This is a genomic window from Burkholderia sp. WP9 (assembly GCF_900104795.1).
In the GTDB taxonomy this organism is placed as follows: domain Bacteria; phylum Pseudomonadota; class Gammaproteobacteria; order Burkholderiales; family Burkholderiaceae; genus Paraburkholderia.
Map to the genome: position 1 here is coordinate 132,930 of NZ_FNTG01000001.1, position 23,539 is coordinate 156,468.

Consider the following 23,539-nt stretch of genomic DNA (forward strand, 5'->3'; position numbering starts at 1 on the left):
TTTGCATCATTGCTTGTCCACACCGAGGTTGCATGTACCTACAACTCACCGGCACTCAGGTTCGCCTGCTCGGCTCGATGCATCTCTTTCCGGCGACGAGCCGCCGAACACCGCCATGGATCGCCGAAGCGTATGACTGGGCCGAGGCGCTCGTCTTCGAGTCCGATCCGCCGACGATCCTCCCGTTTCTGAAGGCCGCCGGCCAGGGCGGCGCCGCTTGCCTGCAGCCCTTGCTATCCGCCGACGCATGGCAGCGTCTTCAGGCGGCCTGGCCCGTTGAAGGCCCGCTGGCGCCGCTCGCCGATCTGCGCCCGTGGGCCGCGCTGATCGTCGCGCCGACGCTGTTCCAGCAGGTCGTCGAAGGCGTCGAGCCGCGCATGCTGCGCTCGGCGATCGCGCAGGCCAAACCCTATCACTATCTCGAGACCGCGCAGGAAGTGGCGGCGGCGCTCGAATCGATTCCGCTCGATGCTGTCGGCGCGGCGCTCGGTCTGCTGATAGCCGATCTCGATGAACCGCAGCGCACGCTCGAACGCATGCATGCCGCGTGGCTGGAGGGCGATCTGGCCGCCGTGCACCGCATCGCCAACGAGTCGCCGATGTTCAATCTGCCAGGCATCCGGCATGCGATTCTCGACGCGCGCAATCGCGCATGGGCGGCGCGCCTGAGGGACTTGCTGTCGCGGCCTGAGCGCACGTTGGTGGTCGTTGGCGCGCTGCATCTGTGCGGACCCGACAACCTGATCGACTGTCTTGCGCGGCCCGTAGAGCCGGTCTTTGAAAGCTCTTAGTCAAGCCGCCGTCACACCTTGCCGCGCGAGCGTCTCGGCTCGGCGCGGCCTGCATCGGCGCGAATGCGGATGCAGCGGGCACGCAATCCGAGGGAACTCTCGCGCTCTGGTCTTGCCCCAAGTGACGTATGTCGCTATACACTAACCGCCTGCCACTTCGGCCACACCGGTCGCCTTGGGGACTACTACATGCATGTGCCACCGACGCCCATTGACGAAAGCGCCCGTCTCGACACCCTGCGTGCGCTGCATATTCTCGATACACTGCCGGAAGAGCGCTTCGATCGCCTGACCCGGCTCGCCAAGCGACTCTTCGGTGTGCCTATCGCCCTCGTGAGTCTTGTCGACGCGGATCGTCAGTGGTTCAAGTCGTGCGTCGGCCTGAACGTGAGCGAGACCTCGCGTGACGTGTCGTTCTGCGCGCACGCCATCGTTGGCGACGAGATCCTGATGGTGCCCGACACGTTCGCGGACGAGCGGTTTCACGACAATCCGCTCGTCACGGACAGCCCGAATATCCGTTTCTACGCCGGCTGCCCGCTGACAGTGCCCAACGGCAGCAAGCTCGGCACGCTCTGTCTGATCGACACCAAGCCGCGCGGCCTCGACGAAGAAGAGCGCGAATTGCTGCGTGATCTGGCGCGCATGGCCGAGCAGGAACTGGCGGCGGTGCAATTGGCCACGCTCGACGATCTGACGCTTCTGTCGAACCGGCGCGGGTTCGAGTCACTCGCGCAACATGCGCTGAACGTCTGCAAGCGAATGCAAAAGCCGGCGTCTCTGCTGTTCTTCGATCTGAACGATTTCAAGCAGATCAACGACACGCTCGGCCACGCCGAAGGCGATCACGCGCTAAAGAACTTCGCCGACGTCCTGCGCACCGCGCTGCGTGAAAGCGATGTGATCGGGCGGCTCGGCGGCGACGAGTTCGTCGTGCTGCTCACCGATTCGGACCGCGGCGCCACGCAGGAAGTGACGCACCGACTTGCGCAACTGCTGGACGAGCGCAACGCCGAAGCCCAGCGTGGCTACGACATTCGCTATAGCGTCGGGCAGATTCAGTACGATCCCGCCCGGCATCGATCGGTTGCCGATCTGCTGGCGGCGGCTGACGCTGCGATGTACAGCCATAAACAGGCGTCGAAGGCGCGCGCCGCGCATCACAACTGAGCCGGCACGGCGGCGAAGCCGTGACGTGCCATGCGGCATAATCTCGCCTCACCGTTATTCGTGCGGTGCGCCTTCTTTCTATTGAACGTTGTCATGACTGAACTGCAGCAGAGCGCCGCCACGCGGCTCGCGCAACTCGACTGGCGCTGGAAATACTTCGACGAGCTCACGAGTATCGAGGTCTATACGATGCTGGGGGCGCGCAGCGCGGTGTTCGTCGTCGAGCAGAACTGCGTGTATGGCGATATCGACGGGCTCGATGTGGACGCCTGGCATCTGCTGGCCTATGGTCCCGGTGAAAAGCGGCCGCCGCTCGCGGGTTATCTGCGCGTGCTGCTGCCTGATGCGGACGACACGGATATCCGCATTGGCCGTGTGCTCACGACAGCGGAATTCCGCGGCATCGGTTTGGGCAATGCGATGCTCGAACGGGCGCTTACGCATATTCGCGCGCAGTGGTCGGGCACGCCGATCCGCTTGCATGCGCAGGCCCATCTGCAAGGCTTTTACGGTGCGTTCGGCTTCGCGCCGGTGTCGGAAGTCCACGAAGAAGACGGCATCCCGCATGTCTGGATGCGTTCCGCCTGAAGCAGCGCACATCCTCCGCGCAAGTTGTACGCGCGCGGAGTTTCCGGCGACCGTTGCAAACTATGGGATTAACGGTGATTGCCCGCAGGCGTTGAAACCGCGTTCGCCAGGGCGTGTGTCGCCTTCGCGCGCCGTTCGCCGCGCAAGCGTCCGCGTGCCGACAACCGCATCCAGTGACGCAAGGCCACTAGCGCGCCGATCACGCTCATCATCGAACCCGGAATCCACAGCAGCAACCCGCCGATCTGCTGATCGCGCATTGGGCTCAACCATGTAAATGCACGGCCGCAGATCGAGTAGATCGGATACAACTCGCGTGGCGTGAAAAAGATGAACGCGCCGAGAATGATCTGCGGCGGAATCGCGGCGATCACCACCAGCACGCGCTTGCCGGGCGACAAACGCGCCGGCGGCGCGGGACGCGGATCGAGCACGAGCCACCAGAACAGCAGGCCGTCGATCACCATGCTCCAGTTCATCACGCGATACAGCCGCCAGTCGAGCATCGCGACGAAATGAATCGGCGACATCAGCCAGAAGTAAATCAACCCGACGAACAGCGTCACTGCAACGACCGGATGCATCACCACGTCGAGCAGCTTGCGCACGACCGGCGTCTCGAGCGCGGGCCGCACGAAGCGTTGCCGCCAACTGAACGGAATACCCGCGCGCAACGCGGCACCCGGATACGACAGTGCAATGAAGAACGGCCCGAGATGATGCAGCACCAGGTGCTGCGCGCGATGCATGAAAAACTCATGCTCGAAGAAATAGTCGAGCCGCGTATGCAACGCGACATACAGCGCCACCAGCCCGAACCAGAAGGAGATACGCCGCGCGACCGACATCTTCGCCTTGCGCGCGCCGCGCATGAAGAGGATCGCCGGCACCAGCAAGGCGATCACGACGGTCGGCGAAAACTCCCAGGGATCGAGCCAGTAGAGCAGATTCATCGCCGCAGTTTACTTCGTCTGCGCCGGCGATTTGACGGCGAACGGCGTGTCGAGCGTTTCGCCGTCGGAGAACTTGAGCGTGAGATGCACGGTGTCGCCCGGCGCGATCTTGTGCTTCGCATCTTCGAGCATCACGTGGTAGCCGCCGGGCGCGATGGCGACCTGGCCGTGCGCGGGCACGGTCAGCTTGTCGACCATCACCATCTTCTGCGACGAACCGTTCGACACCGTCTGATGCAGCATTGCGTCGCCGTAGTCGTTGCTGGAGATGTCGACGAGATCGACCGGCTTGTCGCTCGCGTTGACGAGCGTCACATAGCCGGCGGCGGGCAGGTTGTTGGGCAGCCAGCGGACCCACGCGTTTTTCGCGCTGACCGCGTTGGCGCCCGCGGCTTGCGCGGTCGTGGCAACACCGAACGAGAGGGCGAGGGCGCAACTCAGTGCAGCGAACGTTTTGATCTTGATCGACATGAATGGACTCGGGAAAGGTCAGGAACGGTCTTCAATGATACGGCGCAGGTCTTCTGCGATCGCATCGGGCGTGTCGCGGTCGGTGGCCAGCAGGCGCGCGTGCCCCTGGCTGTCGAACACGTAGACGGCGGAACTATGGGTGACCTCGTAGTTGCCGCTGGGATCGCGCTTTTCCATCTGATAGGCAACGCGGTAACGCTTGGCGAGCGACTCGATCTGCCAGTCGGTGCCGGTCAGCCCTTCGGCGTGTTGCGAGTCGAAAGCGCCGACGTAGTCGTGCAAGGCTTGCGCCGTGTCGCGCGCGGGATCGACGGTGATGAACAGAATGCGCACCTTCTGCGCGTCGGGGCCGAGTTTGCCGAGCACCTGCATCAACCGGCCCATCGTTTCAGGACAGACGTCCGGGCAATGCGTGTAGCCGAAATAGACCAGCGAGGTGCGGCCCTTGAACGAGTCGCCGTTGACGGCGCGGCCATCGTCGCCGGTCAGGTTGAAGTCGAGATCCGGCAGGTGGCCGGTCACATTGGTCAACTGCCACGTGTCCTGGCGATGCGTGCAGCCGGCAAGCGCCGCGAGCGCGCCCAACGCGAGCGTCAGCGCCAACAGGCGCGCGCGGCGCAGCCCGTGTGAAGACGCCAGGTGCGATTGCGAATGCCGGAATGAGAAGATCGGGAACAAAGCAGGGTTCAGTTACTCGATTGAATGGCGGCGCCAGTGCGCGCGCGAGCGGCGCTGCACGATTCGGGCGTTTCGCGCGGGCCGTCATAGTGTGCAAAACTGGTCGTAACGGCAATGATCTGCGTGGCAGCGACTGTAGCGCAAAATCGCTGATGGCGTCGCGCAGCGCCGACGGGCGCACGTTTTGCGAGGCAATTTGACGCAGGCGGCTGAAAGCTGCATGAAGCCGGATTGTCTTCTTTTTGAACGCAATCGCCGACGGTGTTCGCTCGCGGCGTTCGGCCGGGCTTGTGTCCAGCCTTACTTTCTCGAAAAATTGATGGATGCGCGGTAAGATGCGCACACTTTTCCGGCCGCACAAGGCTGAAAGGCAAAACTAACCGATGCAAGCACTTCCGGCTGTTCTGTCTCCAGGCGAGACTGCATTTTTCTTCGATTTCGACGGTACGCTCGTCGAACTCGCTTCCACGCCGGACGGCGTGCTGGTGGAACCCCGCGTGGTCGATCTGTTGAGCGAGCTGCGCAGCCTGACCAACGGTGCGGTCGCGGTCGTGTCGGGCCGCGGTATCGACAGTATCGACGGTTTTCTCGGCATGCCCGATTTGCCGATTGCCGGTCTGCACGGCGCCGAGCGGCGCGACGCGAACGGCGACACGCAGCGTATCGGCTTTCATGACGAGCGGCTCCTGCGCATGGAGCAGGTGCTCGCGCAGGTGGTCAACGAAAATCCCGGCATGCTGCTCGAAATCAAGGGCGCGGCCGTGGCGCTGCATTACCGCAATGCGCCGGATCGCGAGCCGGTGGCGCGCGAGGCAACCGGGCGGCTGGTGGCCGATTACGCCGGCTCCTACGTGCTGCAGCCGGGCAAGATGGTCTATGAAATCAAACCCAAAGATGTCGACAAGGGCCGCGCGTTGCGCGCGTTCCTCGACGAGCCGCCTTTCGTCGGCCGCCAGCCGGTCTTTGCCGGCGACGATCTGACCGACGAGAAAGGCTTTGCCGTCGTCAACGAGCGCGGCGGGGTGTCGATCAAGGTCGGTCCGGGCGAGACGCTGGCGCAAACGCGTATCGACTCCGTCCCGGCGCTGCTCGACTGGCTGGCGTCGGTCGTCACGGCGGCGCGCTCGGTCTGATGGCCATGCCGCATCGCTCAAAGAAAACAACGTACTGCATCGGGAAACGCGCTTCATGAGTCGACTGATCATCGTATCGAACCGGGTCGCGCCGATCTCGGAGGGCGGCCCGGCGGCGGGCGGTCTGGCGGTCGGCGTGTACGACGCGCTGAAGGAAACCGGCGGCATGTGGTTCGGCTGGAGCGGCGACGTGCTCGGCTCGGGCCAGCCGCAGATCAAGGTCGAGGAGCGCGGCCCGGTGACGTTCGCGACCATCGCGCTGATGCGCCGCGATTACGACCAGTACTACCGCGGTTTCTCGAACGCCACGCTGTGGCCGGCGTTCCACTATCGCGCCGACCTGTTGCAATACGACCGGCACGACTTCGAGGGCTACTGCCGCGTCAATGCGTGGCTCGCGCAACAACTCGTGCCGCTGCTGCGTGAAGACGACGTGATCTGGGTTCACGACTATCACCTGATTCCGTTTGCGCAGGCTTTGCGTGCGGCGGGCGTAAAGAATCGCATCGGTTTTTTCCTGCACATTCCGTTTCCAGCTTCGCAGGTACTGCTGGCGGTGCCGCCGCATCGCGAACTCGTCGAAGCACTGTGTTCGTTCGATCTGCTCGGCTTCCAGACGGCGCCGGATTTGCGTGCGTTCTGCGACTACATCGTCAACGAGGCGAACGGCACCGTCGACGCATCGGCGAAAGGCCCGCTGACGATCCACGCATTCGGTCGCACGCTGCGCGCGGCCGCCTATCCGATCGGCGTCTATCCGGACGAGATCGCCGAACTCGCGAAAGCGGGCGAGCGCGGCAAACCGGTGCGTACGATGAAGGCGACGCTGCATTCGCGCAAGCTGATCATGAGCGTGGACCGGCTCGATTATTCGAAAGGACTGGTCGAGCGTTTTCGCGCCTTCGAGCGGCTGCTCGAACATGCGACCGCGCAACGCAACAAGGTGTCGTTCCTGCAGATCGCGCCGCCGACGCGCGCCGACATGCATGCGTATCAGGACATCCGCTTGCAGCTGGAAGGGGAGTCGGGGCGTATCAATGGGCGCTTCGCCGAACTGGACTGGACGCCGATTCTCTACATCCATAAGCAATACGAACGCTCGGTGCTGGCCGCACTATTTCGCACCGCGCACGTCGGCTATGTCACGCCCTTGCGCGATGGCATGAACCTGGTCGCCAAGGAGTACGTATCGGCGCAGGACCCGGAGAATCCCGGCGTGCTCGTGCTGTCGCGTTTTGCCGGCGCCGCGCAGGAACTGGACGGCGCGCTGATCGTCAATCCGGTCGACATCGACGGCATGGCCGAGGCGCTCGCGAGGGCGCTAGAGATGCCGCTCGCGGAGCGTCAGGCACGTCATCGCGACATGATGGTGCAGTTGCGCGAGAACAATGTGTCCGTGTGGCGCGATAACTTCATGCGCGATCTGCAGGGCGTTGCTGGTGCAAAGAGCACCCGAAGCGGGAAGGCGCGCGCAGTGCCGGGGAAAAAGGCACGCCAGACTCGGGCCGGGTAGGCGCGTTCGGGGCCGCTGGCAACCGGCGGTGTGAAAAGCAGAAAAGCCGCTCTTCGAGCGGCTTTTCTTTTGGCGCTGGGCGCTGTCGTTGCGACCCCGGCTCTAAGCATGCCCGCGCGTGGGTTCAGACCACGTGCTGTTCGTCGACCTTCTTGCCGCCGATATGCAGCGTCGTGCCTTTGCCATACTGCTTGGTGAGCAGATCGCGGTACAGGCCCGGGCGCTGGCGCAACTCGTCCGGGCTGCCGTCGTCGATAACTTTGCCGGCGCTCATCACGATGATCCGGTCGAAGTTGTTCAGCGTGGACAGACGGTGCGCAATCGCAACCACGGTACGGCCGACCATCAACCGGTCGAGCGCCTTCTGAATGGCTTCTTCCGACGCGCTGTCGAGCGCCGAAGTCGCTTCGTCGAGCAGCAGGATCGGCGCGTTCTTGAGGATCGCGCGCGCGATCGCAATCCGCTGACGCTGTCCGCCGGACAACTTCACGCCGCGATCGCCGACGATCGTGTCGTAGCCTTCCGGCATGGCCTCGATGAAGTCCGCGCAGCGCGCCTCGCGAGCGGCCGTGAGCACTTCTTCGCGGGTTGCCTCCGGACGCCCATAGGCGATGTTTTCGTACACCGTGCGATGGAACAGCGAGATGTCCTGCGGCACCAGCGCGATCGCGTGGCGCAGGCTGTCCTGCGTGACTGCGGCGATATCCTGGCCGTCCACCTTGATCGCGCCGCCCTGGGTTTCATAGAAACGCTGCAGCAGTGCCAGCACCGTGGATTTGCCCGCGCCCGACTTGCCGATCAGGCCGACGCGCTGGCCGGGTTGGATATGCAGGTCGAAATGGTCGAGAATCGGGCGGCGGCGCGGATAGGCGAACGTGACACTTTCGAAATCGATGCGCCCGCCTTGCGGCACCAGCTCGGTCGCATCGTCGCGGTCCGGCATGCCGTGCGGCTCGAGCAGCGTCCGGACGGCTTCCGCGAGACGCGCCACGTGTTGCGTGACATCCACGAGCGCCACGGCCAGGTCGCGCGTGCCGTGCAGAATCGTGAAGCCGAGCGAACTGACGAGCACGATGTCGCCGGAGGTCGCCCGGCCTTGATCCCACAGGTGCAACGCCCAGCCCAGCAAGCCCGCCGACAGCAGCGCGGTGATCACGGCATGCAGCAGGCGCAGCTTTTCCAGATACAGCAGGCTTTGCTGGCGCGCGTCCATCTCGGCCTTGACCGTTGCGCCGAAACGCTGCTGCTCGCGAAAGGTCATGCCGAAAGCGCGCACGAGGCCCATGTTGCTGATCACGTCGACCAGCTCGCCGTCCACCGAAGCCGCCTTGGTGGCGAAATGGTGATGGCGCGCCGACCCGCGGCCGGCGAGCTTGTACAGCACGACCGACAGAATCGCCGAGCACAGCATCAGGCCGCCGGCCATCAGCGGATTCACGGCGGTGATCATGACGATGGCGCCGAGCACCGCGATGCACGGCGGCAGCACGTTCCAGGCGGTGGTGTTCTCCGCCGTGTAGACCGCGTTCGAGGTGGCCGTGATCCGGCTTGCGAGCATGCCCGGCTGTTTCTCGGAGTAATAGGTCGGCGAATGGCCGCTCAAATACTGGAACAGGTCGCGCCGCAGATCGCCGGTCACGGCGACGAACGTATGCGCGGCGACCCAGCCGCCGACACGCCACAACAGGTTGTCGGCGGCGATCAGGCCGACGAGGATGGCGAATGCGCCCCACAGCGGACCGGGATGATGCCGGCCTTCGCCGAGCACGTCGATCAGATGCTTGATCGCATACTGAGAAGCGAGCGCGCAGCCGACGGCCGCGAACACGCTGCACAGGACGATCGCATGCGCGAGCGGATGGCGGCGAATGAAGCGGAAAAGAAACGCGAGCGGCCGGTGCGCATAGCTCGCAAGCTTTGCGTCCTGGGCATTACGCTGGGCGACGGTTAAATGTTCCAATTGATCGTGAAGGTCGATGGGTTCGGGGTTGTGCATGCAAAGCGCGGGCCACGTCAGAAACGGTTCGCCGCGAAGCCGATGCTTCGCATTGTAAACATGCAAAAGCGATTGCGCCCTGTGTTATCGGGCCTTGGCGCGATTGATCTCGCGATGGACGTTCGAAACCTGCCGCGACAGGACCCGCCAGCGGGTCAGGTTGCCGCAGGTCGCGGAACCAACTCAGGATATAATTACAAATTGCATTCAACTGCGGCGCGGCATTTCTTCAATGCTTGCCGGCAAAGTTGACTCGGGACCTTACCGCGCCGTTCTGGCGTTGCTGCGCTGCAAACCAGTTGTCACTGTAGAACTGTCTTAGAAAACAAGGGTTTGCAAAGTGTTTCGCCTTTGTAACAACGTAAAGACTTTGAAATGTTGTGGTGCAGCGAGAATCCCGGCATTGATAATGCATGCTCTGTAGGCCCACCGAAATTTCTGACAGTTTGTCAACGTAGGTGTCTTGCGTGCGTTTACCGGCACATGCACAGACGCTGACAACCAGTCTGGGCTCACTACCCAAGCGATCCATCGCAGGATTTCTCGAAAGAATCAGGCCCGCGCCGGCATATCCGGCCAGACTGCCCTGGCGAGCAAGCGAGTCGCTTTTACCAAACGCAGTACCTTTGCCTGATTTTTTACGAGGAGTTCTTCATTATGCGAATCGCTCAAATCGCTCCGTTGCACGAGGCGGTTCCTCCCAAGCTGTATGGTGGTACGGAACGTGTGGTGTCCTACCTGACCGAGGCTTTGGTCGAGCAGGGCCACGACGTCACGCTCTTTGCGAGCGGCGATTCGCAAACCTCCGCGAAACTCGAAGCTTTCTGGCCGCAGGCGCTGCGCCTCGACCCGACCATCCGTGACGTGATGGCGCCGCACATGCTGCTGCTGGAAGAAGTGCGCCGCCGCGCGGACGAATTCGACGTGCTGCATTTCCACATCGACTACTACCCGTTCTCGTTGTTCGCCCGCCAGCCGGTGCCGTTCCTGACCACGCTGCACGGCCGTCTCGACCTGCCGGAACTGCAGCCGATCTTCAATACGTTCAGCGACGTGCCGGTGGTGTCGATTTCGGACAACCAGCGTATTCCGCTGCAACAGGCGAACTGGCTGCAAACCGTCTATCACGGTCTGCCGGAAAACGTGCTCACGCCGATCGATAATGTCGAACCGGGCTATCTCGCGTTCCTCGGCCGCGTCTCGCCGGAGAAGGGCCTCGACCGCGCGATCCGCATCGCCGGCCAGGCAGGCATGAAGCTCAAGGTCGCCGCCAAGATCGACAAGGCCGACCGTGCCTATTACGAAGAAGTGATCAAGCCGCTGATGGCGCTCCCGCACGTCGAGTACATCGGCGAAATCGGCGAAGCCGAAAAGCGTGAGTTCCTCGGCAATGCGCACGCACTGGTGTTCCCGATCGACTGGCCGGAGCCCTTCGGTCTGGTCATGATCGAAGCGATGGCGTGCGGTACGCCGGCGATCGCGTTCAACCGCGGTTCGGTGCCGGAAGTGATCGAAAACGGCGTGTCGGGCTTCGTCGTCGAAGACGAAATCAGCGCGGTCGCCGCGGTCAAGCGTCTGCACACGCTGTCGCGCGCCAACGTGCGCAAGGCGTTCGAATCGCGCTTTTCGTCGAAGGTCATGGCGCAGAACTACGTCGCCACCTACGAAGAACTGCTGCGTCAGAAGCACCGCACCGTGCTGCGCGAAGTCAACGCCGGCTAATCGCCGTCGGTTCATGCGCAACAGATGAGTCGATTCGGTTGAGGAGCGCTTTGCGGTGCTCTGTCAGCCTCCAGCAACGCCCCGTGTGCCACCGGCCCACGGGGCGTTGTTGCAAGCGCGCCGCGCTTTTTTCAATGAACCGACGAAAGTGAGCGGTTTCGGCCGTTAAGAATGAGCCGCTCTCCGTAAAATCCCTATAATGGCCGTGCCGCAAATTTGGCTGCGGCGCCGCCGACGACAGGAGGATGCCTTGGCGAGAACGAAAGAGACGCGTGCGAACGCGGCGCCTGGCGCCGGAACGATTTTCGCGTTGCGCGCCATCGGTCTCGTGCTCCTCGCTCGCTGGCTCTTTTCCATGGCGCAGATGGATGCGGGCGCATCGCTGCTGGCCATGGTGTCCTCGCCTTGGGCGTGCATCAACCTCGTCTTCCTGTTCCTTCTGATTTTCCTGCCGGGCGCGCGCGCTGTCGCCGAGCGTCCGTTTCATCCGCTGCCGCAATGGCTGCGGCAAGCGTTGCGTCTGTTTGCTTTTCTCGGCTTCCTCTTTGCAGTCTGGTCGGTCGGTGCGTTCGCGGCGAGCGCCGGCTGGCGCCGCGCCGCCAACGCGGTGGCGGCGTCCAACGGCTGGTTGCTGGCCGCGCCGGCGCTGTATGCGGCCGTGCTGTGGATCTGCCGCCCGCGCGCGCTGTGGCGTACCAATATCGCCGCGCGCCGGTTTGCGATCGGCCGCTATGCCGTTTCGCTCGACCCGGTCACGCGCACGGTCATTGTGTGGGCGGAGCGCCGCAAAGTGGGGCAGTACGACGCGCGCGAATTGTCCGTGCGCTGGGCTGCCGGGCAAGCCGCGCGACCCACGCCGACGCCCACGCCCGCAGTGGCGTTCAGCGCCGCGGGCGAGCCGGGCGGCTCCGGCGCGTCACTCGGGGCGGCCGCTGCGCCGTCGCTTGCGCGTGGCGCGTTCGGTCGCCGTCCGAAAATCGAATTGCTGTGGGATTCGCCGGCTGCGGCGGGTCACAATCGCCAAACCGTGTTCCGTACCGCGCTGACGACCGAACGCGATCGGGTCGCCGCCCGTGCGCTTGACACATCGTTGCAGCAGGTCTGAATCTGCCGGTTTGTGCAGTTGGCCACACCCTGTGGTCGAAGCAGGCGTTGTAAATTGAGCCGTAGTCGATAATGAAGTCATGGCGCCCGGCGCTTCAGCGCGGGCGAGTGAGACATACAACGATCGTATTGCGTCCTTTGCAGGAGTCGCCATGCTGGTTCGCTGGTTGCTTGCCGCCATCCATCTGCTTGCTTATGGCTTCGCACTCGCGTCGATTCTGCGGCGCACATGGGCGCTGCGCCGCGCCACGGTGCCAGCCGCGCTACGATCCGTTTTCCGGGCGGATACCGGCTGGGGCATCTCGGCGTTGGTGCTGATCGTCACCGGGTTGATGCGCGCTTTCGGCGGGTTTGAAAAGGGCGCCGATTACTATCTCCACGAGCCGCTCTTTCACCTCAAGATGACGTTGGTCGTGGTCATTCTTATCCTCGAAGTGCCGTCGATGCTTGCGCTGATGCGCTGGCGGGCCGCGATCAGAAAAGGCGCCGCGCCCGATCTGCACAAGGCGCGCTCCTACGCACGCTTCAGCGTGATCCAGACGATATTGATGGTGGTTGTGGTGTTGGCGGCCACCGGGATGGCGCGCGGGGTGGGGTTGCCGGCGGGCGCGGTGTAGCCGGGGCTGCTGAAGGGTGGTTGGACGCTTGCGGAGAGCGGCGCTCAGGAGATCGTTGAGTGCATGGGAAAACGATTGGCGGCAAAACGCTGCCTAAAAACTGCCTAAAAACCGCCCCAAGGCCCCCAAAAACCGCCGGCTCACACCGGCGGTTTCCAGCGGACATCCCACACGACTAGCATCATTTACTTCCCGACCAGCAAGCTGGAATCGTCCGTGCGGATCGCACTCGGCCGCGAGGCATGATTCGCGAGTTCCGGCTCGCCCAGCCCCTTGATCAGTTCCAGTGCCTGACGCTCGAACAGCCGCCGGTAGAGGCCGTTCTCGAGTCGGATCAGCGCGTCGTGACTGCCTTCCTCGATCACCTTGCCTTTATCCAGCACCAGCAAGCGGTCCAGCGCGCGCACGGTGGAAAGACGGTGCGCCACCACCAACGTCGTGCGGCCCATCATCAGCCGCTCCATGGCTTGCTGGATCAGCACTTCGCTTTCGCTGTCGAGACTCGACGTCGCCTCGTCCAGAATCAGGATCGGTGCGTCGGCGAGAAATGCCCGTGCGATGGCCACGCGCTGACGTTCGCCGCCCGACAGCTTGACGCCGCGTTCACCGACCAGCGTGTCGTAGCCATGGGGCAGCGCCGCGATGAAGTCGTGCGCGCTCGCGAGCTTCGCGGCGCGTTCGATCTCGGCGCGGCTCGCACCGGGCCGCGCATACGCAATGTTCTCGGCAAGCGAGCGGTGAAATAGCACCGGCTCCTGCTGAACGATCGCGATCTGGCTGCGCAGCGACGCCTGCCTCACCCGGGCGATGTCCTGACCGTCGATCGTGATGCGGCCTTCCGAAATGTCATAGAGCCGCTGGATCAGCTTGATGAACGTGGTTTTCCCCGAGCCCGAATGCCCGACCAGTCCGACGCGCTCGCCCGGCGCGATACGCACGGAGAAGTTGTCGTACAGCGGCTGGCCGCTCGCGCCGTAATGGAAGGTGACGTGCTCGAAACGGATCTCGCCTTTGCCGATCACGATCGGACCTGCGCCGGGCCGGTCCTCGATACCGAGCGGCTGGCTTTCCAGCGACACCAGTTCTTCCATGTCGTTGACCGAGCGTTGCAGGTTGCGGATGTGCATGCCCACGTCGCGCAGATAGCCTTGCAGCATGAAAAACATGGTTAGCGCGAACGTGATGTCGCCGACGCTTGCCTCGCCGCGCGCCCACAACAGCAGCGCCGCGCCGAGAATGGCGGCCTGGATCGCCACCAGCATGCCGCCCTGGACGCCGCCGTTGATCGTGCCGCGCATCCACGTGCGGCGCGTACGATGCCGCCATTTGCCGATCACGCGCGCGAGCAGCGCTTCTTCGCGCTCTTCTGCGCCGAATGCCTTGACTACGCCGTTGCAGCTGACTGCGTCGGCGAGCGCGCCGCCCATGCGCGTGTCCCATGCGTTTGCGAGGCGCGCAGCCGGCGCCACGAAGCCGAGCGACATGGCTACGGTCACCGCGATATACAGCACCGAGCCGATGCCGACCACCGCGCCCATCATCGGCCAGCGCCAACCGAGCAGGGTCGTGGCGCCGACCAGCATGACGAGCGACGGCAACAACGCGATCAGCAGCGTGTCGTTGAGCAGGTCGAGCGCCCACATGCCGCGCGTGATCTTGCGCACCGTGGAGCCGGCGAAGCTGTTCGCGTGCCAGTCGGTCGAGAAGCGTTGCACCCGATGAAACGCGTTCGCGGCGATCTCGCTCATCATCTTGAGCGTGAGCCTGATGATATTGAAGTACACGCCTTGCCGCAGCAGCGTGGCGCCGAGGCCGAGCGCACTCAGCACGCAGAACGCCGTCACTGCCGCGTGCCAGGCCACTGCGTTGCTGGCCGCGCCCGACGCGATGGCGTCGACGAGACGTCCGGCGAACATCGGCGTGAGCACGTCGGCCAACGCGGAGAGCAGCACCAGCCCCGTAATCACGAGAATGCGCCAGGGCTGCTGCGCCCAATGATGGAAGGTAAAGCCGAGGACGTCCTTGAAGGCCTGTCCGCGAAAGTCGAGTTTTTTTCTGGTCATTTGCCACGACCCGGTGACGCATGAGCGCACCGAGGTTCCAGTCAGAAGCGAAAGGACGAGACAGTCAAAACGCGCCGCTATGCACGGGCGATGGAACTGCGGACTGTCTGGGAATTGCGCGGAGCGCCTTTTCAGGCGGAACCGCGTGAGCAGCGAATGAGCAACCTGAGAAACTTAAGGTCGCGACAACGCTCGCGAAACCATGCCAGGGGCGGCGATACGCATTGCAAACATGTGGCGCCTCCCTGTGGTCGAATGAAGTGAAGAAAAAGGACGGGGCGAATGCCCGAGTGCCAACTATATCAGCAGTATTCGGCGCCCGCAAACGTACGAAGATTCGGTGTTGACGGCAAAGCGCGATGCGAGGTCTTGTGACGCTGCTTCGATTTGATCGATGCAAATCGTTTGGAGCGAGGCGAGTGGCTCAACCGCTGCAGAGCACGCCGAGATCTACCTGGCATTCCATACGGTTTTCGGCGTGCAGCAAAAGCTCGCAGCAGCGCACAGCAACCGACGGCCGCAAATGAAAAAGGGCTTACGCATTTCTGCGTAAGCCCTTTAGTCTTCGGTGATCGACACACCAAAATTCTGGTGGGTAGTACTGGGATCGAACCAGTGACCCCTGCCGTGTGAAGGCAGTGCTCTACCGCTGAGCTAACCACCCGAAGAGAGCCGAATTATGTCAGGGATTTTTGCACTCGTCCAGTACTTTTTAAGCGGTTTGCTCATCCGCGGTCGGCGCCGGTTCGAGTCGCCACACGCTCGTGCCCTTGATCGCCTTGTCGAGACCGTCGAGTACCGCCTGGTGCGCGGCCAGTTCGTCGTCGCTGGCGGTGAGCACGACCAGATCCAGCGAGTCGAGCGCGACACGCGGTGCGCGCGCATCGCCGCCGGCATGTGAATCGCCGAGCATGTCGATGACGAGGCTTTCCTGGCCGCGCGTCATCGCCAGATAGACTTCGGCGAGCAGTTCCGAGTCGAGCAGCGCGCCGTGCAGCGTGCGGTGCGCGTTGCTGATGCCGAAGCGATCGCACAGCGCGTCGAGGGAATTGCGCTTGCCAGGGAACATCTGCTTGGCGCGCGCCAGTGTGTCGATGATTTCGCCGCAGTAGGTGTTCACCGGCGGCAAGCCGAGCAGGGCGAACTCGACATCCAGAAAGCCGATATCGAACGGTGCGTTGTGAATGATCAGGTCCGCGCCCTGGATGAAATCGCGGAACTGATCGGCGATCTCGCCGAACTTCGGCTTGTCGCTCAGGAATTCGGTGGTGAGGCCGTGAACGGCCAATGCGCCCGGATCGCTGTCGCGTTCAGGGTTGATATAGAAGTGCAGGTTGTTGCCGGTGAGCCGGCGGTTCACCAGTTCGACACAGCCGAGTTCGAGAATCCGGTCGCCGGTGCGGGGATTCAGGCCGGTGGTTTCGGTATCGAGGATGAGTTGACGCATGTCGGATTAGCCTGCCTCAGAAAATTGCAGCAAAAAAAGATGGCACGCGCGGCTAGCCGGCACGGCCGTCGCAGCAAGAATCAAATCTGCGCGAGTGATGCGACGCCGCGATTGGCCAGCTGATCGGCGCGCTCGTTTTCCGGGTGGCCATTATGCCCGCGCACCCAACGCCATTCGATTTCGTGTTGCGCGACGAGCGCGTCGAGCCGCTTCCACAGATCGGCGTTCTTCACCGGCTGCTTGGCGGCGGTGATCCAGCCTTTTTTCTTCCAGCCGTGGATCCATTCGCTGATGCCTTTCTGCACGTACTGCGAGTCGGTGTGCACGACCGCCTTGCAGGGGCGTTTGAGCGCTTCGAGCGCGGCGATCACGCCCATCAGTTCCATGCGGTTGTTGGTGGTGTTGGGTTCACCGCCGAACAGTTCTTTTTCCTGGTCGCCGAAGCGCAGCAGCGCGCCCCAGCCGCCGGGGCCGGGATTGCCCTTGCAGGCGCCGTCGGTATAAATATCGATGAGATCGGAAGTCATTGAGTGTGGTTGCGTGTATTCGGTGTGGCGGCGGGCGCGAGGCCTGCGGCGAGGACGGGTTTCTTCACTTTCAGCGGGCCGATGAGGCGCATGCCGCGCACGCGCTTGATCGCCTTGATCATGTAGGTGGCGCCGAAGATCGGCCACCAGCGGTCGCCGGCGGCTTCCATGAAACCGTAGCGCGACAGCCATTGTTCGCTGCCAAGCGGCGGACGATAGCAGCCGAAGCGACCGCGTTCAAGGTCGAAGCCCAGCAGTTTGATCCAGTCTTTAAGACGCGTGAAGGCAATCAGGTCGACAGCCGCCGGCACGAAAGGCCGGCCGGTCATCTTGCCGACCGACTGCCGCGCGCCCCAGAGCGACAGCGAGTTGAAGCCCAAAATAATCAACTGGCCCTCGGGCATCAGCACGCGCTCGGCTTCGCGCAGAAGACGGTGAGGGTCGCTCGTGAATTCCAGCGTGTGCGGCATCACGATCAGATCGACGCTCTGTGCTTCGAACGGCAAGTCCAGCAGGTCGCACCACACGGCACTGCGCCCGACCGGCGCCGGCAGGCCTGCAAGTCCGCCTTGTGCGGCGCCGTTGCTGAGCCCATGCCCCAGCCCGCGCGGAAAAGCGTAAGGCGCGCTCGCACCGCTCGCGGCGTCGAGCACGAGCCCGCGGCACGGCATGCGGTTTTCGCGCAATGCGTCGAGCTGCGGCAGGCCGAGTTGCAGCGCATGGTAACCGAACACGTCCGACACCACGCGATCGAGCTGGGTCTGTTCCCACTCGAGCACGTAGCGGCCAGGCGGCGAATCGGTCCACGCGGGCCAGTCTATAATCGCTCGATCAGTCATATCAGAGAATGCGTCGCCTATGAATGCGCTCGAGTACGTACCGGTCCCGGCGTTTGATGACAATTACATCTGGGTCGTCTCCGACGGACACAATGCGGTCGTCGTCGATCCGGGTGAGGCCGCCCCCGTGCAAGCTTATCTGGCGAAGCGGGGTTGGCGGCTGAGCGCTATTTTACTCACGCACCATCATCAAGACCACGTCGGCGGGGTGGCCGATCTGCTGAACGGCCAGGCCGTGCCCGTCTACGGCCCGGCGGGCGAGGCGATCGAGCATCTCACGCGCCGTCTGAAAAATGGTGATCACGTGTCGATTGCGGCCCCCGCGCTCGAATTGAGCGTGCTCGATGTGCCAGGTCATACGAGCGGGCACATCGCTTACTTTCAGGCGGCCGACCCGCGCGGCACGCCGCACGTTTTTTGTGGCGACACGCTGTTCGCCTGCGGTTGCGGCCGGCTGTTCGAAGGCACGCCGAAGCAGATGCTCGCTTCGCTGGACGCGCTTGCCGCGCTGCCCGGCGCGACCGAGGTTCATTGCGCACACGAGTACACGCTCTCGAATATCCGCTTCGCGCTCGCCTGCGAACCCGCCAACGTTGAACTGCAAGCCTGGCGGGATAAGGCGAGCGAATTGCGCGCGCGCGGCGTGCCGACGCTGCCCACCACGATCGCCCACGAACGCGCGGTGAATCCGTTTTTGCGCGCTGATAATCCGGCAGTCCAGGCGAGCCTGCAAGAGCAGTTGCACGAAAAAGTGCCCGATCGATTGACGGCCTTTACGTTGATGCGCGAATGGAAAAACCGCTTCCGTTGACCCGTTCCAATGAAGGGTGTTGTTCACGCGAAGAATCGGAAAAATTCGCCAAGCCCAAGATTTACTTGATTTTTTCGTAATTTTCCGATTGACGTAAACGTTGCCGTTTCGTACTATCGGCTGCAAATTCCAGCCCTTGTGGAAGCCGAGACGTTCATGCGATTTATCTTAAGTGCGTTGCTGGTTCTGACGCTCGCCGCCTGCGCGAGCCAGGGACCAACGACGAGTAGCCTTTCCACCGCAACAAATCCCGCCAGTCAGCAAGCCGTAGCCGACGCCCTTCGCAAGAGCGCCACCGCCAAAGAAACGATTAACGTCGACCAGGGCTCCGTCACGCAGTTGACGAGCGCCGACGCCGATCTTTGGGGCCGTATTCGCCGTGGTTTCCAGATGCCGGACCTGCAAACCGACCTCGTCGACATGCAGGTGAACTGGTATGCGCAGCGTCCCGATTACGTGCAACGCATGACCGAGCGTTCGCAGAAGTACCTGTACCACATCGTCGAAGAGCTCGAAGCGCGCCATATGCCGACCGAGCTCGCGTTGCTGCCGTTCATCGAGTCGGCGTATAGCCCGCAGGCTTTGTCGGTAGCGAAGGCGGCCGGCATGTGGCAGTTCATGCCGGGCACGGGCCGCACCTACAATCTCAAGCAGAACATGTGGCAGGACGAGCGCCGCGACGTGCTGGCCTCGACCAGTGCCGCGCTCGATTATTTGTCGCGTCTGCATGACATGTTCGGCGACTGGCAGTTGGCGCTCGCGGCGTACAACTGGGGTGAGGGCAACGTGCAGCGCGCGATCGCGCGTAACGAAGCGGCGGGTCTGCCGACTGATTACCTGAGCCTGCGCATGCCTAACGAGACACGTAACTACGTGCCCAAGCTGCAGGCGGTGAAGAACATCGTGATGAACCCGCAAATGTACGGGCTCGCGCTGCCGTCCATTCCGAACCACCCGTATTTCGTGACGGTGACCACCTCGCACGATATCGACGTGGACATGGCCGCCAAGCTTGCGAATCTCTCCACGGACGAGTTCCGCTCGTTGAATCCGTCGTTCAGAAAGCCGGTCATTCTCGGCGCCACGCAGCCGCAGATCCTGCTGCCGTTCGACAACGCGAGCGCGTTCGAACGCAATCTGAAGACCTACTCCGGCTCGCTGTCGTCGTGGACCACGTATACGGTCACCGAGCGCGCGGCGCCGGCGGCGATCGCGCAGAAAATCGGTGTCGATGCCGACACGCTGATGGAAGTGAACAAGATTCCCGTCGGCATGCGCCTGAAACCCGGCTCCACGATCGTCGTGCCGCGCGGTTCGGACGACGACGAAGACATCAGCGCGGACGTGGCTGAAAGCGCGGTGCTGGCAATGGAACCCGACGTCCCCGACACGCGCAAGATGCTGATTCGCGTGCGCCGCAATCAGACTATGGCTGCCATTGCCGTGCGTTACGGCGTGTCGATCGGTCAGTTGAAGGCATGGAACCGCACGCACCGGGACAGTGTCTCGCGCGGCCAGGTGATCGTGCTGCACGTGCCGGTCGGCAAGGCCATGCCGAGCGAACCGGGCCCTGAGCGCATCGCGACGGACGTGCAGGGCGGCGGCGTCGAGAAGATCGGCACCCGTGTCGCGGACACGAGAAGCGATTCGCGCTACGATAATAAGAAGGGTCGTGGCCGGTCAGGCGTGGTGAAGGTTTCCGAGCCGGCAGGCAAAGTCAGCAAGCCGACGGCATCGAGCGCCAGTAAGGGCAAGGTGACCAAGGTATCGGCTTCCACGTCCAGCAAGGCGTCGAAGGCTGCGGCAGAGAGCCGCCCGAAGACCGCGGCCAACGCGAAGAAGGGTAAGTAGACCAATAGCGGCTCACACGGTAGTGACCACATGCGTTGCGGGGGCAGCGCATGAATTGCGCTCCGATCACGCACCGTGCTTTTTCCAACGCCGTCACCTGTGGTGACGGCGTTTTTCATTCTGCAGATCATTTTGGGTAAAGCCGGCGCTTTTCCTTTATCGTTCGTGCTTTGGATCAAATTGATCCGGCCAGCCGCCTGATCCAGGAGCTTATGTCGTCGACCCAGCTGCGCGTCTTTTTGCTGTTTTCCGCCGGTTATTTCGTTTCCTACGTGTTTCGCGGCGTCAACCTCGGCTTTGCGCCGTTCATTACCCGTGATCTCGGCTTGTCGGCGGCTGATCTGGGCTTGCTCACCAGTCTCTATTTTCTTGGCTTTGCGGGCGCTCAGATTCCAGCCGGCGTCCTGCTCGATCACTTCGGCGCGCGGCGGGTCACGGCCGCCACGCTGCTGTTTGCCGCGCTCGGCATCGGTGTGTTCGGCGCCGCGCAGGGCGTCGGCGCGATGATGGCGGGGCGGCTGCTGATCGGCGTGGGTGTCTCCGTCTGTCTCGGCGCCGCATTCAAGGCATTGGCGCAACACTTTGCGCCGGCACGCCTGCCCTTAATGAACGGACTGGTGATGGCGATCGGCGGCTTCGGCGGCGTGATGGTCGGCTCGCCGCTGACGTGGGTGCTGACGTTTGCCAGTTGGCGCATGGTCTGCGTCGGGCTGGGCTTGCTGACCGTGCTCGTCGCGCTGGCGCAATGGACGCTCGCTCCGGACACGAAGGAAACCCATCACCAGGCGAGTCTCGGCGCGCAGTTCAAAGGCACGCTGCATATTTTGCGCAGCGCGGCGTTCTGGAAGATCGCGTCGTTCTCGGTCGTCACGCAAGGCGTCTTCTATGCAATGCAGTCGCTTTGGGTCGGCGCGTGGTTGCGTGACGTGCAGGGCTTCGGGCCGCGCGAGGCGGCAGCGCTCGTGTCGGTTCTCGGCTTCGCGATGATGGCCGGCTGCGTGGGCTTCGGCGCGGCGGCGCGCGGTCTCGAGCGGCGCGGCATCTCGCTCCATGCGTTTTGCGGCGTCGGCATGGCGCTGTATGTGCTGACGCAGTTGCTGATCATGTTCAAGGCGCCGCTGCCCGCGGCTCTCTTGTGGGCGGCGTACGGGATCTTTGGTGGCACGGGCATTCTCAGCTACGCGGTCATGGCCCGGCACTTCCCCGCGCAGATGATCGGCCGGGTGAACACCACACTGACGTTGATCATCTTCCTGCTGATTTTCGGCTTCCAGATCGGCGTGGGCGCGGTGCTTTCACGTTGGCCGGCGAGTGGTGGCCATTACCCGGCGGCCGCGCATTTGACCGCGTGGGGCATTCTGGTCGCGCTGCAGATGCTGAGCGCGATCTGGTACGTATTGCCTGGCCGCAAAAAACAGCTGTGTCCGCCTGAAGTCCACCTCGAACAGGAAGCTTGAGTTCGCTAAACACTGTCTCGAGCACGCCTCGATGCTGCCAGCCGCGTCGATTCGCCACTCTGAGCAGTCCGCCGGAGTAATTCTGGTGACCGTCGACACCAGGCTTGGACTATCCCGATTCGAACCCGTGGAAATTATGTCGAATGTCGGCCGCGCCAGACGCAGCGAGGCTTTGAGCGGCTTTCAGGCGTGCTTTCCCAAGCTCGCTTGCCATCTCGGATTTGGACGGAAGGGCGTTTTCACGCTATAATTTCAAGGTTTGAGCTTATCAACCCGCACCCTAGCGCCTACCTCTCCCATACCGTTCATCCGCCGCGCGCCACTGGCGTAGCAAGCAGGGCTTCGCCCCCAGCCGATCCGTCCACACAATGGACCCATCGCGCCCCTTGCAACGTCAACGGCAGTTCGCGAGCGAGTCTGCGCGCGCATCCCGGATGCGTCTCGCTGCGGCTCGCAGTCGGATAGACAGGTCGGCAACAGGGTGTTCCCCAAGGAGTCTCCCGTGTTGCCGTCATTTTCTCCCGCTCTGCTCGCGCTCGCCGACGGCACGGTCTTTCGTGGTTACTCGATCGGCGCCCCCGGGCATACCATCGGCGAAGTCGTGTTCAACACCGCTATCACCGGCTATCAGGAAATCCTGACTGACCCGAGCTACGCGCGCCAGATCGTGACCCTCACGTATCCGCATATCGGCAACGTCGGCGTGAACGCCGAAGACGTCGAAGCAACGAAAGTCCATGCCGCCGGCCTGATCATTCGTGATCTGCCGGTTCTCGCGTCGAACTTCCGCATGGAGCGCACGCTCCAGCAATATCTGCAGGACGAAGGCGTGGTCGCCATCGCCGGTCTCGATACCCGCATGCTGACTCGCGTTCTGCGCGACAAGGGTGCGCAGAACGGCGCGATCCTCGCCGGTTCGGACGACGAAGCCCGCGCCATCGAACTCGCACGCTCGTTCCCGGGCCTCGCGGGCATGGACCTCGCGAAGGTCGTGTCGACGAAGGAATCGTACGAGTGGGCGCAGACCGAATGGCGTCTGGGCGAGGGCTACGGAACGCAAACCGCGCCGAAGTACCGCGTCGTGGCGTTCGATTACGGCGTCAAGTACAACATCCTGCGCATGCTGGCTGAACGCGGCTGCCACGTCACGGTGCTGCCGGCGCAAGCCACTGCGGCCGACGCGCTCGCGCTCAATCCGGACGGCGTATTCCTGTCGAACGGCCCGGGCGATCCGGAACCGTGCGACTACGCGATTCGCGCCACGAAGGAGCTGATCGAGCGTGGCATTCCGACCTTCGGCATCTGCCTCGGCCATCAGATCATGGGCCTCGCGGTCGGCGCCAAGACCATGAAGATGAAGACTGGCCACCACGGCGCGAACCATCCTGTGAAAGATCTGGACAACGGCCGTGTGGTGATCACGTCGCAGAACCACGGCTTCGCGGTCGACGCCGACACGTTGCCCGCCAACGCCCGCGCCACGCACGTCTCGCTGTTCGACGGCACGCTGCAGGGCTTCGCGCTGACCGACAAGCCGGCGTTCTGCTTCCAGGGTCACCCGGAAGCGTCGCCTGGCCCGCATGACATCGCCTATCTGTTCGACCGCTTCACGGCGTTGATGGACACGAAGAAGGCCGGCAAGACCGCTGCGGCATAAAGCAGCATCAAAGTCTCGGCGGCGCACGGCTCGCGCCGCGCCGCGCGTGATCGACGCACAAGCGGCGTATGCGCGACGAACACGCGACCAACACGCGGCGAACACGCGGCGAGCCGGACCAGACAGAGCAGAGCGCGCGCAGCGTAACAGC

General features: G+C 63.3%; 21 protein-coding genes and 1 tRNA gene. 13 read left to right on the top strand and 9 right to left on the bottom strand.

The window, feature by feature from the left end; genetic code table 11:
- Positions 1–32: 32 nt before the first annotated feature.
- From BLW71_RS00610 to BLW71_RS00620, 3 genes are all read left to right on the top strand, one after another.
- Positions 33–791, top strand: a complete 759-nt coding sequence (locus tag BLW71_RS00610) for a TraB/GumN family protein (RefSeq protein ID WP_091792581.1) — start codon at positions 33–35, stop codon at positions 789–791.
- A 189-nt stretch (positions 792–980) separates the two neighbouring features.
- Positions 981–1,961 (top strand): sensor domain-containing diguanylate cyclase, encoded by a 981-nt coding sequence (locus tag BLW71_RS00615; protein ID WP_091792582.1) that lies wholly within the window; start codon positions 981–983, stop codon positions 1,959–1,961.
- Positions 1,962–2,054: 93 nt separating this feature from the next.
- Positions 2,055–2,549 (top strand): GNAT family N-acetyltransferase, encoded by a 495-nt coding sequence (locus BLW71_RS00620; RefSeq protein ID WP_091792583.1) that lies wholly within the window; start codon positions 2,055–2,057, stop codon positions 2,547–2,549.
- A gap of 68 nt (positions 2,550–2,617) precedes the next feature.
- Here BLW71_RS00620 and BLW71_RS00625 read toward each other — a convergent pair whose 3' ends face one another.
- Genes BLW71_RS00625 through BLW71_RS00635 form a run of 3 tightly spaced genes read right to left on the bottom strand, consistent with a single transcriptional unit; the run spans position 2,618 to position 4,651 of the window.
- On the bottom strand, positions 2,618–3,502 hold the full coding sequence (locus BLW71_RS00625) for a cytochrome c oxidase assembly protein (protein WP_091792584.1): 885 nt from the start codon (positions 3,500–3,502) through the stop codon (positions 2,618–2,620).
- Between the two features lie 9 nt (positions 3,503–3,511).
- Positions 3,512–3,973 carry a copper chaperone PCu(A)C gene (locus tag BLW71_RS00630; protein WP_091792585.1) on the bottom strand — a complete coding sequence of 154 codons (462 nt, stop codon included), beginning with the start codon at positions 3,971–3,973 and terminating at the stop codon, positions 3,512–3,514.
- 18 nt (positions 3,974–3,991) lie between these two features.
- On the bottom strand, positions 3,992–4,651 hold the full coding sequence (locus BLW71_RS00635) for an SCO family protein (protein ID WP_502686810.1): 660 nt from the start codon (positions 4,649–4,651) through the stop codon (positions 3,992–3,994).
- 383 nt (positions 4,652–5,034) lie between these two features.
- Between BLW71_RS00635 and otsB the strand changes: the two genes are divergently transcribed.
- Together otsB and otsA are read left to right on the top strand one after the other, a co-directional pair.
- Positions 5,035–5,784: a trehalose-phosphatase gene (otsB, locus tag BLW71_RS00645; RefSeq protein WP_091792587.1), complete on the top strand. Its 750-nt coding sequence runs from the start codon at positions 5,035–5,037 to the stop codon at positions 5,782–5,784.
- Between the two features lie 55 nt (positions 5,785–5,839).
- Positions 5,840–7,297, top strand: coding sequence for an alpha,alpha-trehalose-phosphate synthase (UDP-forming) (gene otsA, locus BLW71_RS00650; protein WP_091792588.1), 1,458 nt, complete (start codon positions 5,840–5,842; stop codon positions 7,295–7,297).
- Positions 7,298–7,421: 124 nt separating this feature from the next.
- On the opposite strand, the gene BLW71_RS00655 is transcribed toward otsA, so the two are convergent.
- Positions 7,422–9,293, bottom strand: coding sequence for an ABC transporter ATP-binding protein (locus BLW71_RS00655; RefSeq protein WP_177204938.1), 1,872 nt, complete (start codon positions 9,291–9,293; stop codon positions 7,422–7,424).
- On the opposite strand from BLW71_RS00655, the gene BLW71_RS40655 reads away from it, so the two are divergent.
- From BLW71_RS40655 to BLW71_RS00670, 4 genes are all read left to right on the top strand, one after another.
- Positions 9,249–9,545, top strand: a complete 297-nt coding sequence (locus BLW71_RS40655) for a hypothetical protein (protein WP_143048270.1) — start codon at positions 9,249–9,251, stop codon at positions 9,543–9,545. The genes BLW71_RS00655 and BLW71_RS40655 overlap by 45 nt on opposite strands.
- A gap of 405 nt (positions 9,546–9,950) precedes the next feature.
- On the top strand, positions 9,951–11,015 hold the full coding sequence (locus tag BLW71_RS00660; protein WP_091792589.1) for a glycosyltransferase family 4 protein: 1,065 nt from the start codon (positions 9,951–9,953) through the stop codon (positions 11,013–11,015).
- Between the two features lie 250 nt (positions 11,016–11,265).
- Positions 11,266–12,120, top strand: coding sequence for a hypothetical protein (locus BLW71_RS00665; RefSeq protein ID WP_091800193.1), 855 nt, complete (start codon positions 11,266–11,268; stop codon positions 12,118–12,120).
- A 151-nt stretch (positions 12,121–12,271) separates the two neighbouring features.
- A complete protein-coding gene (locus tag BLW71_RS00670) occupies positions 12,272–12,736 on the top strand; it encodes a DUF2214 family protein (protein ID WP_091792590.1) in 465 nt (154 codons plus the stop codon).
- A 185-nt stretch (positions 12,737–12,921) separates the two neighbouring features.
- Here the strand turns inward: BLW71_RS00670 and BLW71_RS00675 are convergent, their stop codons facing one another.
- The 5 genes from BLW71_RS00675 to BLW71_RS00695 form a co-directional block, all read right to left on the bottom strand.
- Positions 12,922–14,799 carry an ABC transporter ATP-binding protein gene (locus BLW71_RS00675; protein WP_091792591.1) on the bottom strand — a complete coding sequence of 626 codons (1,878 nt, stop codon included), beginning with the start codon at positions 14,797–14,799 and terminating at the stop codon, positions 12,922–12,924.
- A 589-nt stretch (positions 14,800–15,388) separates the two neighbouring features.
- Positions 15,389–15,463, bottom strand: a tRNA-Val gene (locus BLW71_RS00680).
- Between the two features lie 48 nt (positions 15,464–15,511).
- Positions 15,512–16,246 carry a DNA polymerase III subunit epsilon gene (gene dnaQ, locus BLW71_RS00685; protein ID WP_091792592.1) on the bottom strand — a complete coding sequence of 245 codons (735 nt, stop codon included), beginning with the start codon at positions 16,244–16,246 and terminating at the stop codon, positions 15,512–15,514.
- Positions 16,247–16,326: 80 nt separating this feature from the next.
- Positions 16,327–16,773: a ribonuclease HI gene (gene rnhA, locus BLW71_RS00690; RefSeq protein ID WP_091792593.1), complete on the bottom strand. Its 447-nt coding sequence runs from the start codon at positions 16,771–16,773 to the stop codon at positions 16,327–16,329.
- Complete coding sequence (locus tag BLW71_RS00695) at positions 16,770–17,612, bottom strand: class I SAM-dependent methyltransferase (RefSeq protein ID WP_091792594.1); 843 nt, start codon at positions 17,610–17,612, stop codon at positions 16,770–16,772. The genes rnhA and BLW71_RS00695 overlap by 4 nt, the downstream gene beginning before the upstream one ends.
- Positions 17,613–17,631: 19 nt before the next feature.
- Between BLW71_RS00695 and gloB the strand changes: the two genes are divergently transcribed.
- The 4 genes from gloB to carA all read left to right on the top strand — a co-directional run bounded on the left by gloB (position 17,632) and on the right by carA (position 23,388).
- Positions 17,632–18,423: a hydroxyacylglutathione hydrolase gene (gloB, locus tag BLW71_RS00700; RefSeq protein ID WP_091792595.1), complete on the top strand. Its 792-nt coding sequence runs from the start codon at positions 17,632–17,634 to the stop codon at positions 18,421–18,423.
- Positions 18,424–18,579: 156 nt separating this feature from the next.
- Positions 18,580–20,274: a transglycosylase SLT domain-containing protein gene (locus BLW71_RS00705; RefSeq protein ID WP_091792596.1), complete on the top strand. Its 1,695-nt coding sequence runs from the start codon at positions 18,580–18,582 to the stop codon at positions 20,272–20,274.
- A 212-nt stretch (positions 20,275–20,486) separates the two neighbouring features.
- Positions 20,487–21,731, top strand: coding sequence for an MFS transporter (locus BLW71_RS00710; protein ID WP_091792597.1), 1,245 nt, complete (start codon positions 20,487–20,489; stop codon positions 21,729–21,731).
- 502 nt (positions 21,732–22,233) lie between these two features.
- Positions 22,234–23,388 (top strand): glutamine-hydrolyzing carbamoyl-phosphate synthase small subunit, encoded by a 1,155-nt coding sequence (gene carA / locus BLW71_RS00720; protein ID WP_091792599.1) that lies wholly within the window; start codon positions 22,234–22,236, stop codon positions 23,386–23,388.
- Positions 23,389–23,539 lie beyond the last annotated feature (151 nt).

Coding starts and splice junctions, on each gene's coding strand:
- BLW71_RS00610 (WP_091792581.1), top strand. CDS start 33: ATGTACCTACAACTCACCGGCACTCAGGTTCGCCTGCTCGGCTCGATG.
- BLW71_RS00615 (WP_091792582.1), top strand. CDS start 981: ATGCATGTGCCACCGACGCCCATTGACGAAAGCGCCCGTCTCGACACC.
- BLW71_RS00620 (WP_091792583.1), top strand. CDS start 2,055: ATGACTGAACTGCAGCAGAGCGCCGCCACGCGGCTCGCGCAACTCGAC.
- BLW71_RS00625 (WP_091792584.1), bottom strand. CDS start 3,502: ATGAATCTGCTCTACTGGCTCGATCCCTGGGAGTTTTCGCCGACCGTC.
- BLW71_RS00630 (WP_091792585.1), bottom strand. CDS start 3,973: ATGTCGATCAAGATCAAAACGTTCGCTGCACTGAGTTGCGCCCTCGCC.
- otsB (WP_091792587.1), top strand. CDS start 5,035: ATGCAAGCACTTCCGGCTGTTCTGTCTCCAGGCGAGACTGCATTTTTC.
- otsA (WP_091792588.1), top strand. CDS start 5,840: ATGAGTCGACTGATCATCGTATCGAACCGGGTCGCGCCGATCTCGGAG.
- BLW71_RS40655 (WP_143048270.1), top strand. CDS start 9,249: ATGTTCCAATTGATCGTGAAGGTCGATGGGTTCGGGGTTGTGCATGCA.
- BLW71_RS00655 (WP_177204938.1), bottom strand. CDS start 9,293: ATGCACAACCCCGAACCCATCGACCTTCACGATCAATTGGAACATTTA.
- BLW71_RS00660 (WP_091792589.1), top strand. CDS start 9,951: ATGCGAATCGCTCAAATCGCTCCGTTGCACGAGGCGGTTCCTCCCAAG.
- BLW71_RS00670 (WP_091792590.1), top strand. CDS start 12,272: ATGCTGGTTCGCTGGTTGCTTGCCGCCATCCATCTGCTTGCTTATGGC.
- BLW71_RS00675 (WP_091792591.1), bottom strand. CDS start 14,799: ATGACCAGAAAAAAACTCGACTTTCGCGGACAGGCCTTCAAGGACGTC.
- dnaQ (WP_091792592.1), bottom strand. CDS start 16,246: ATGCGTCAACTCATCCTCGATACCGAAACCACCGGCCTGAATCCCCGC.
- rnhA (WP_091792593.1), bottom strand. CDS start 16,773: ATGACTTCCGATCTCATCGATATTTATACCGACGGCGCCTGCAAGGGC.
- BLW71_RS00695 (WP_091792594.1), bottom strand. CDS start 17,612: ATGACTGATCGAGCGATTATAGACTGGCCCGCGTGGACCGATTCGCCG.
- gloB (WP_091792595.1), top strand. CDS start 17,632: ATGAATGCGCTCGAGTACGTACCGGTCCCGGCGTTTGATGACAATTAC.
- BLW71_RS00705 (WP_091792596.1), top strand. CDS start 18,580: ATGCGATTTATCTTAAGTGCGTTGCTGGTTCTGACGCTCGCCGCCTGC.
- BLW71_RS00710 (WP_091792597.1), top strand. CDS start 20,487: ATGTCGTCGACCCAGCTGCGCGTCTTTTTGCTGTTTTCCGCCGGTTAT.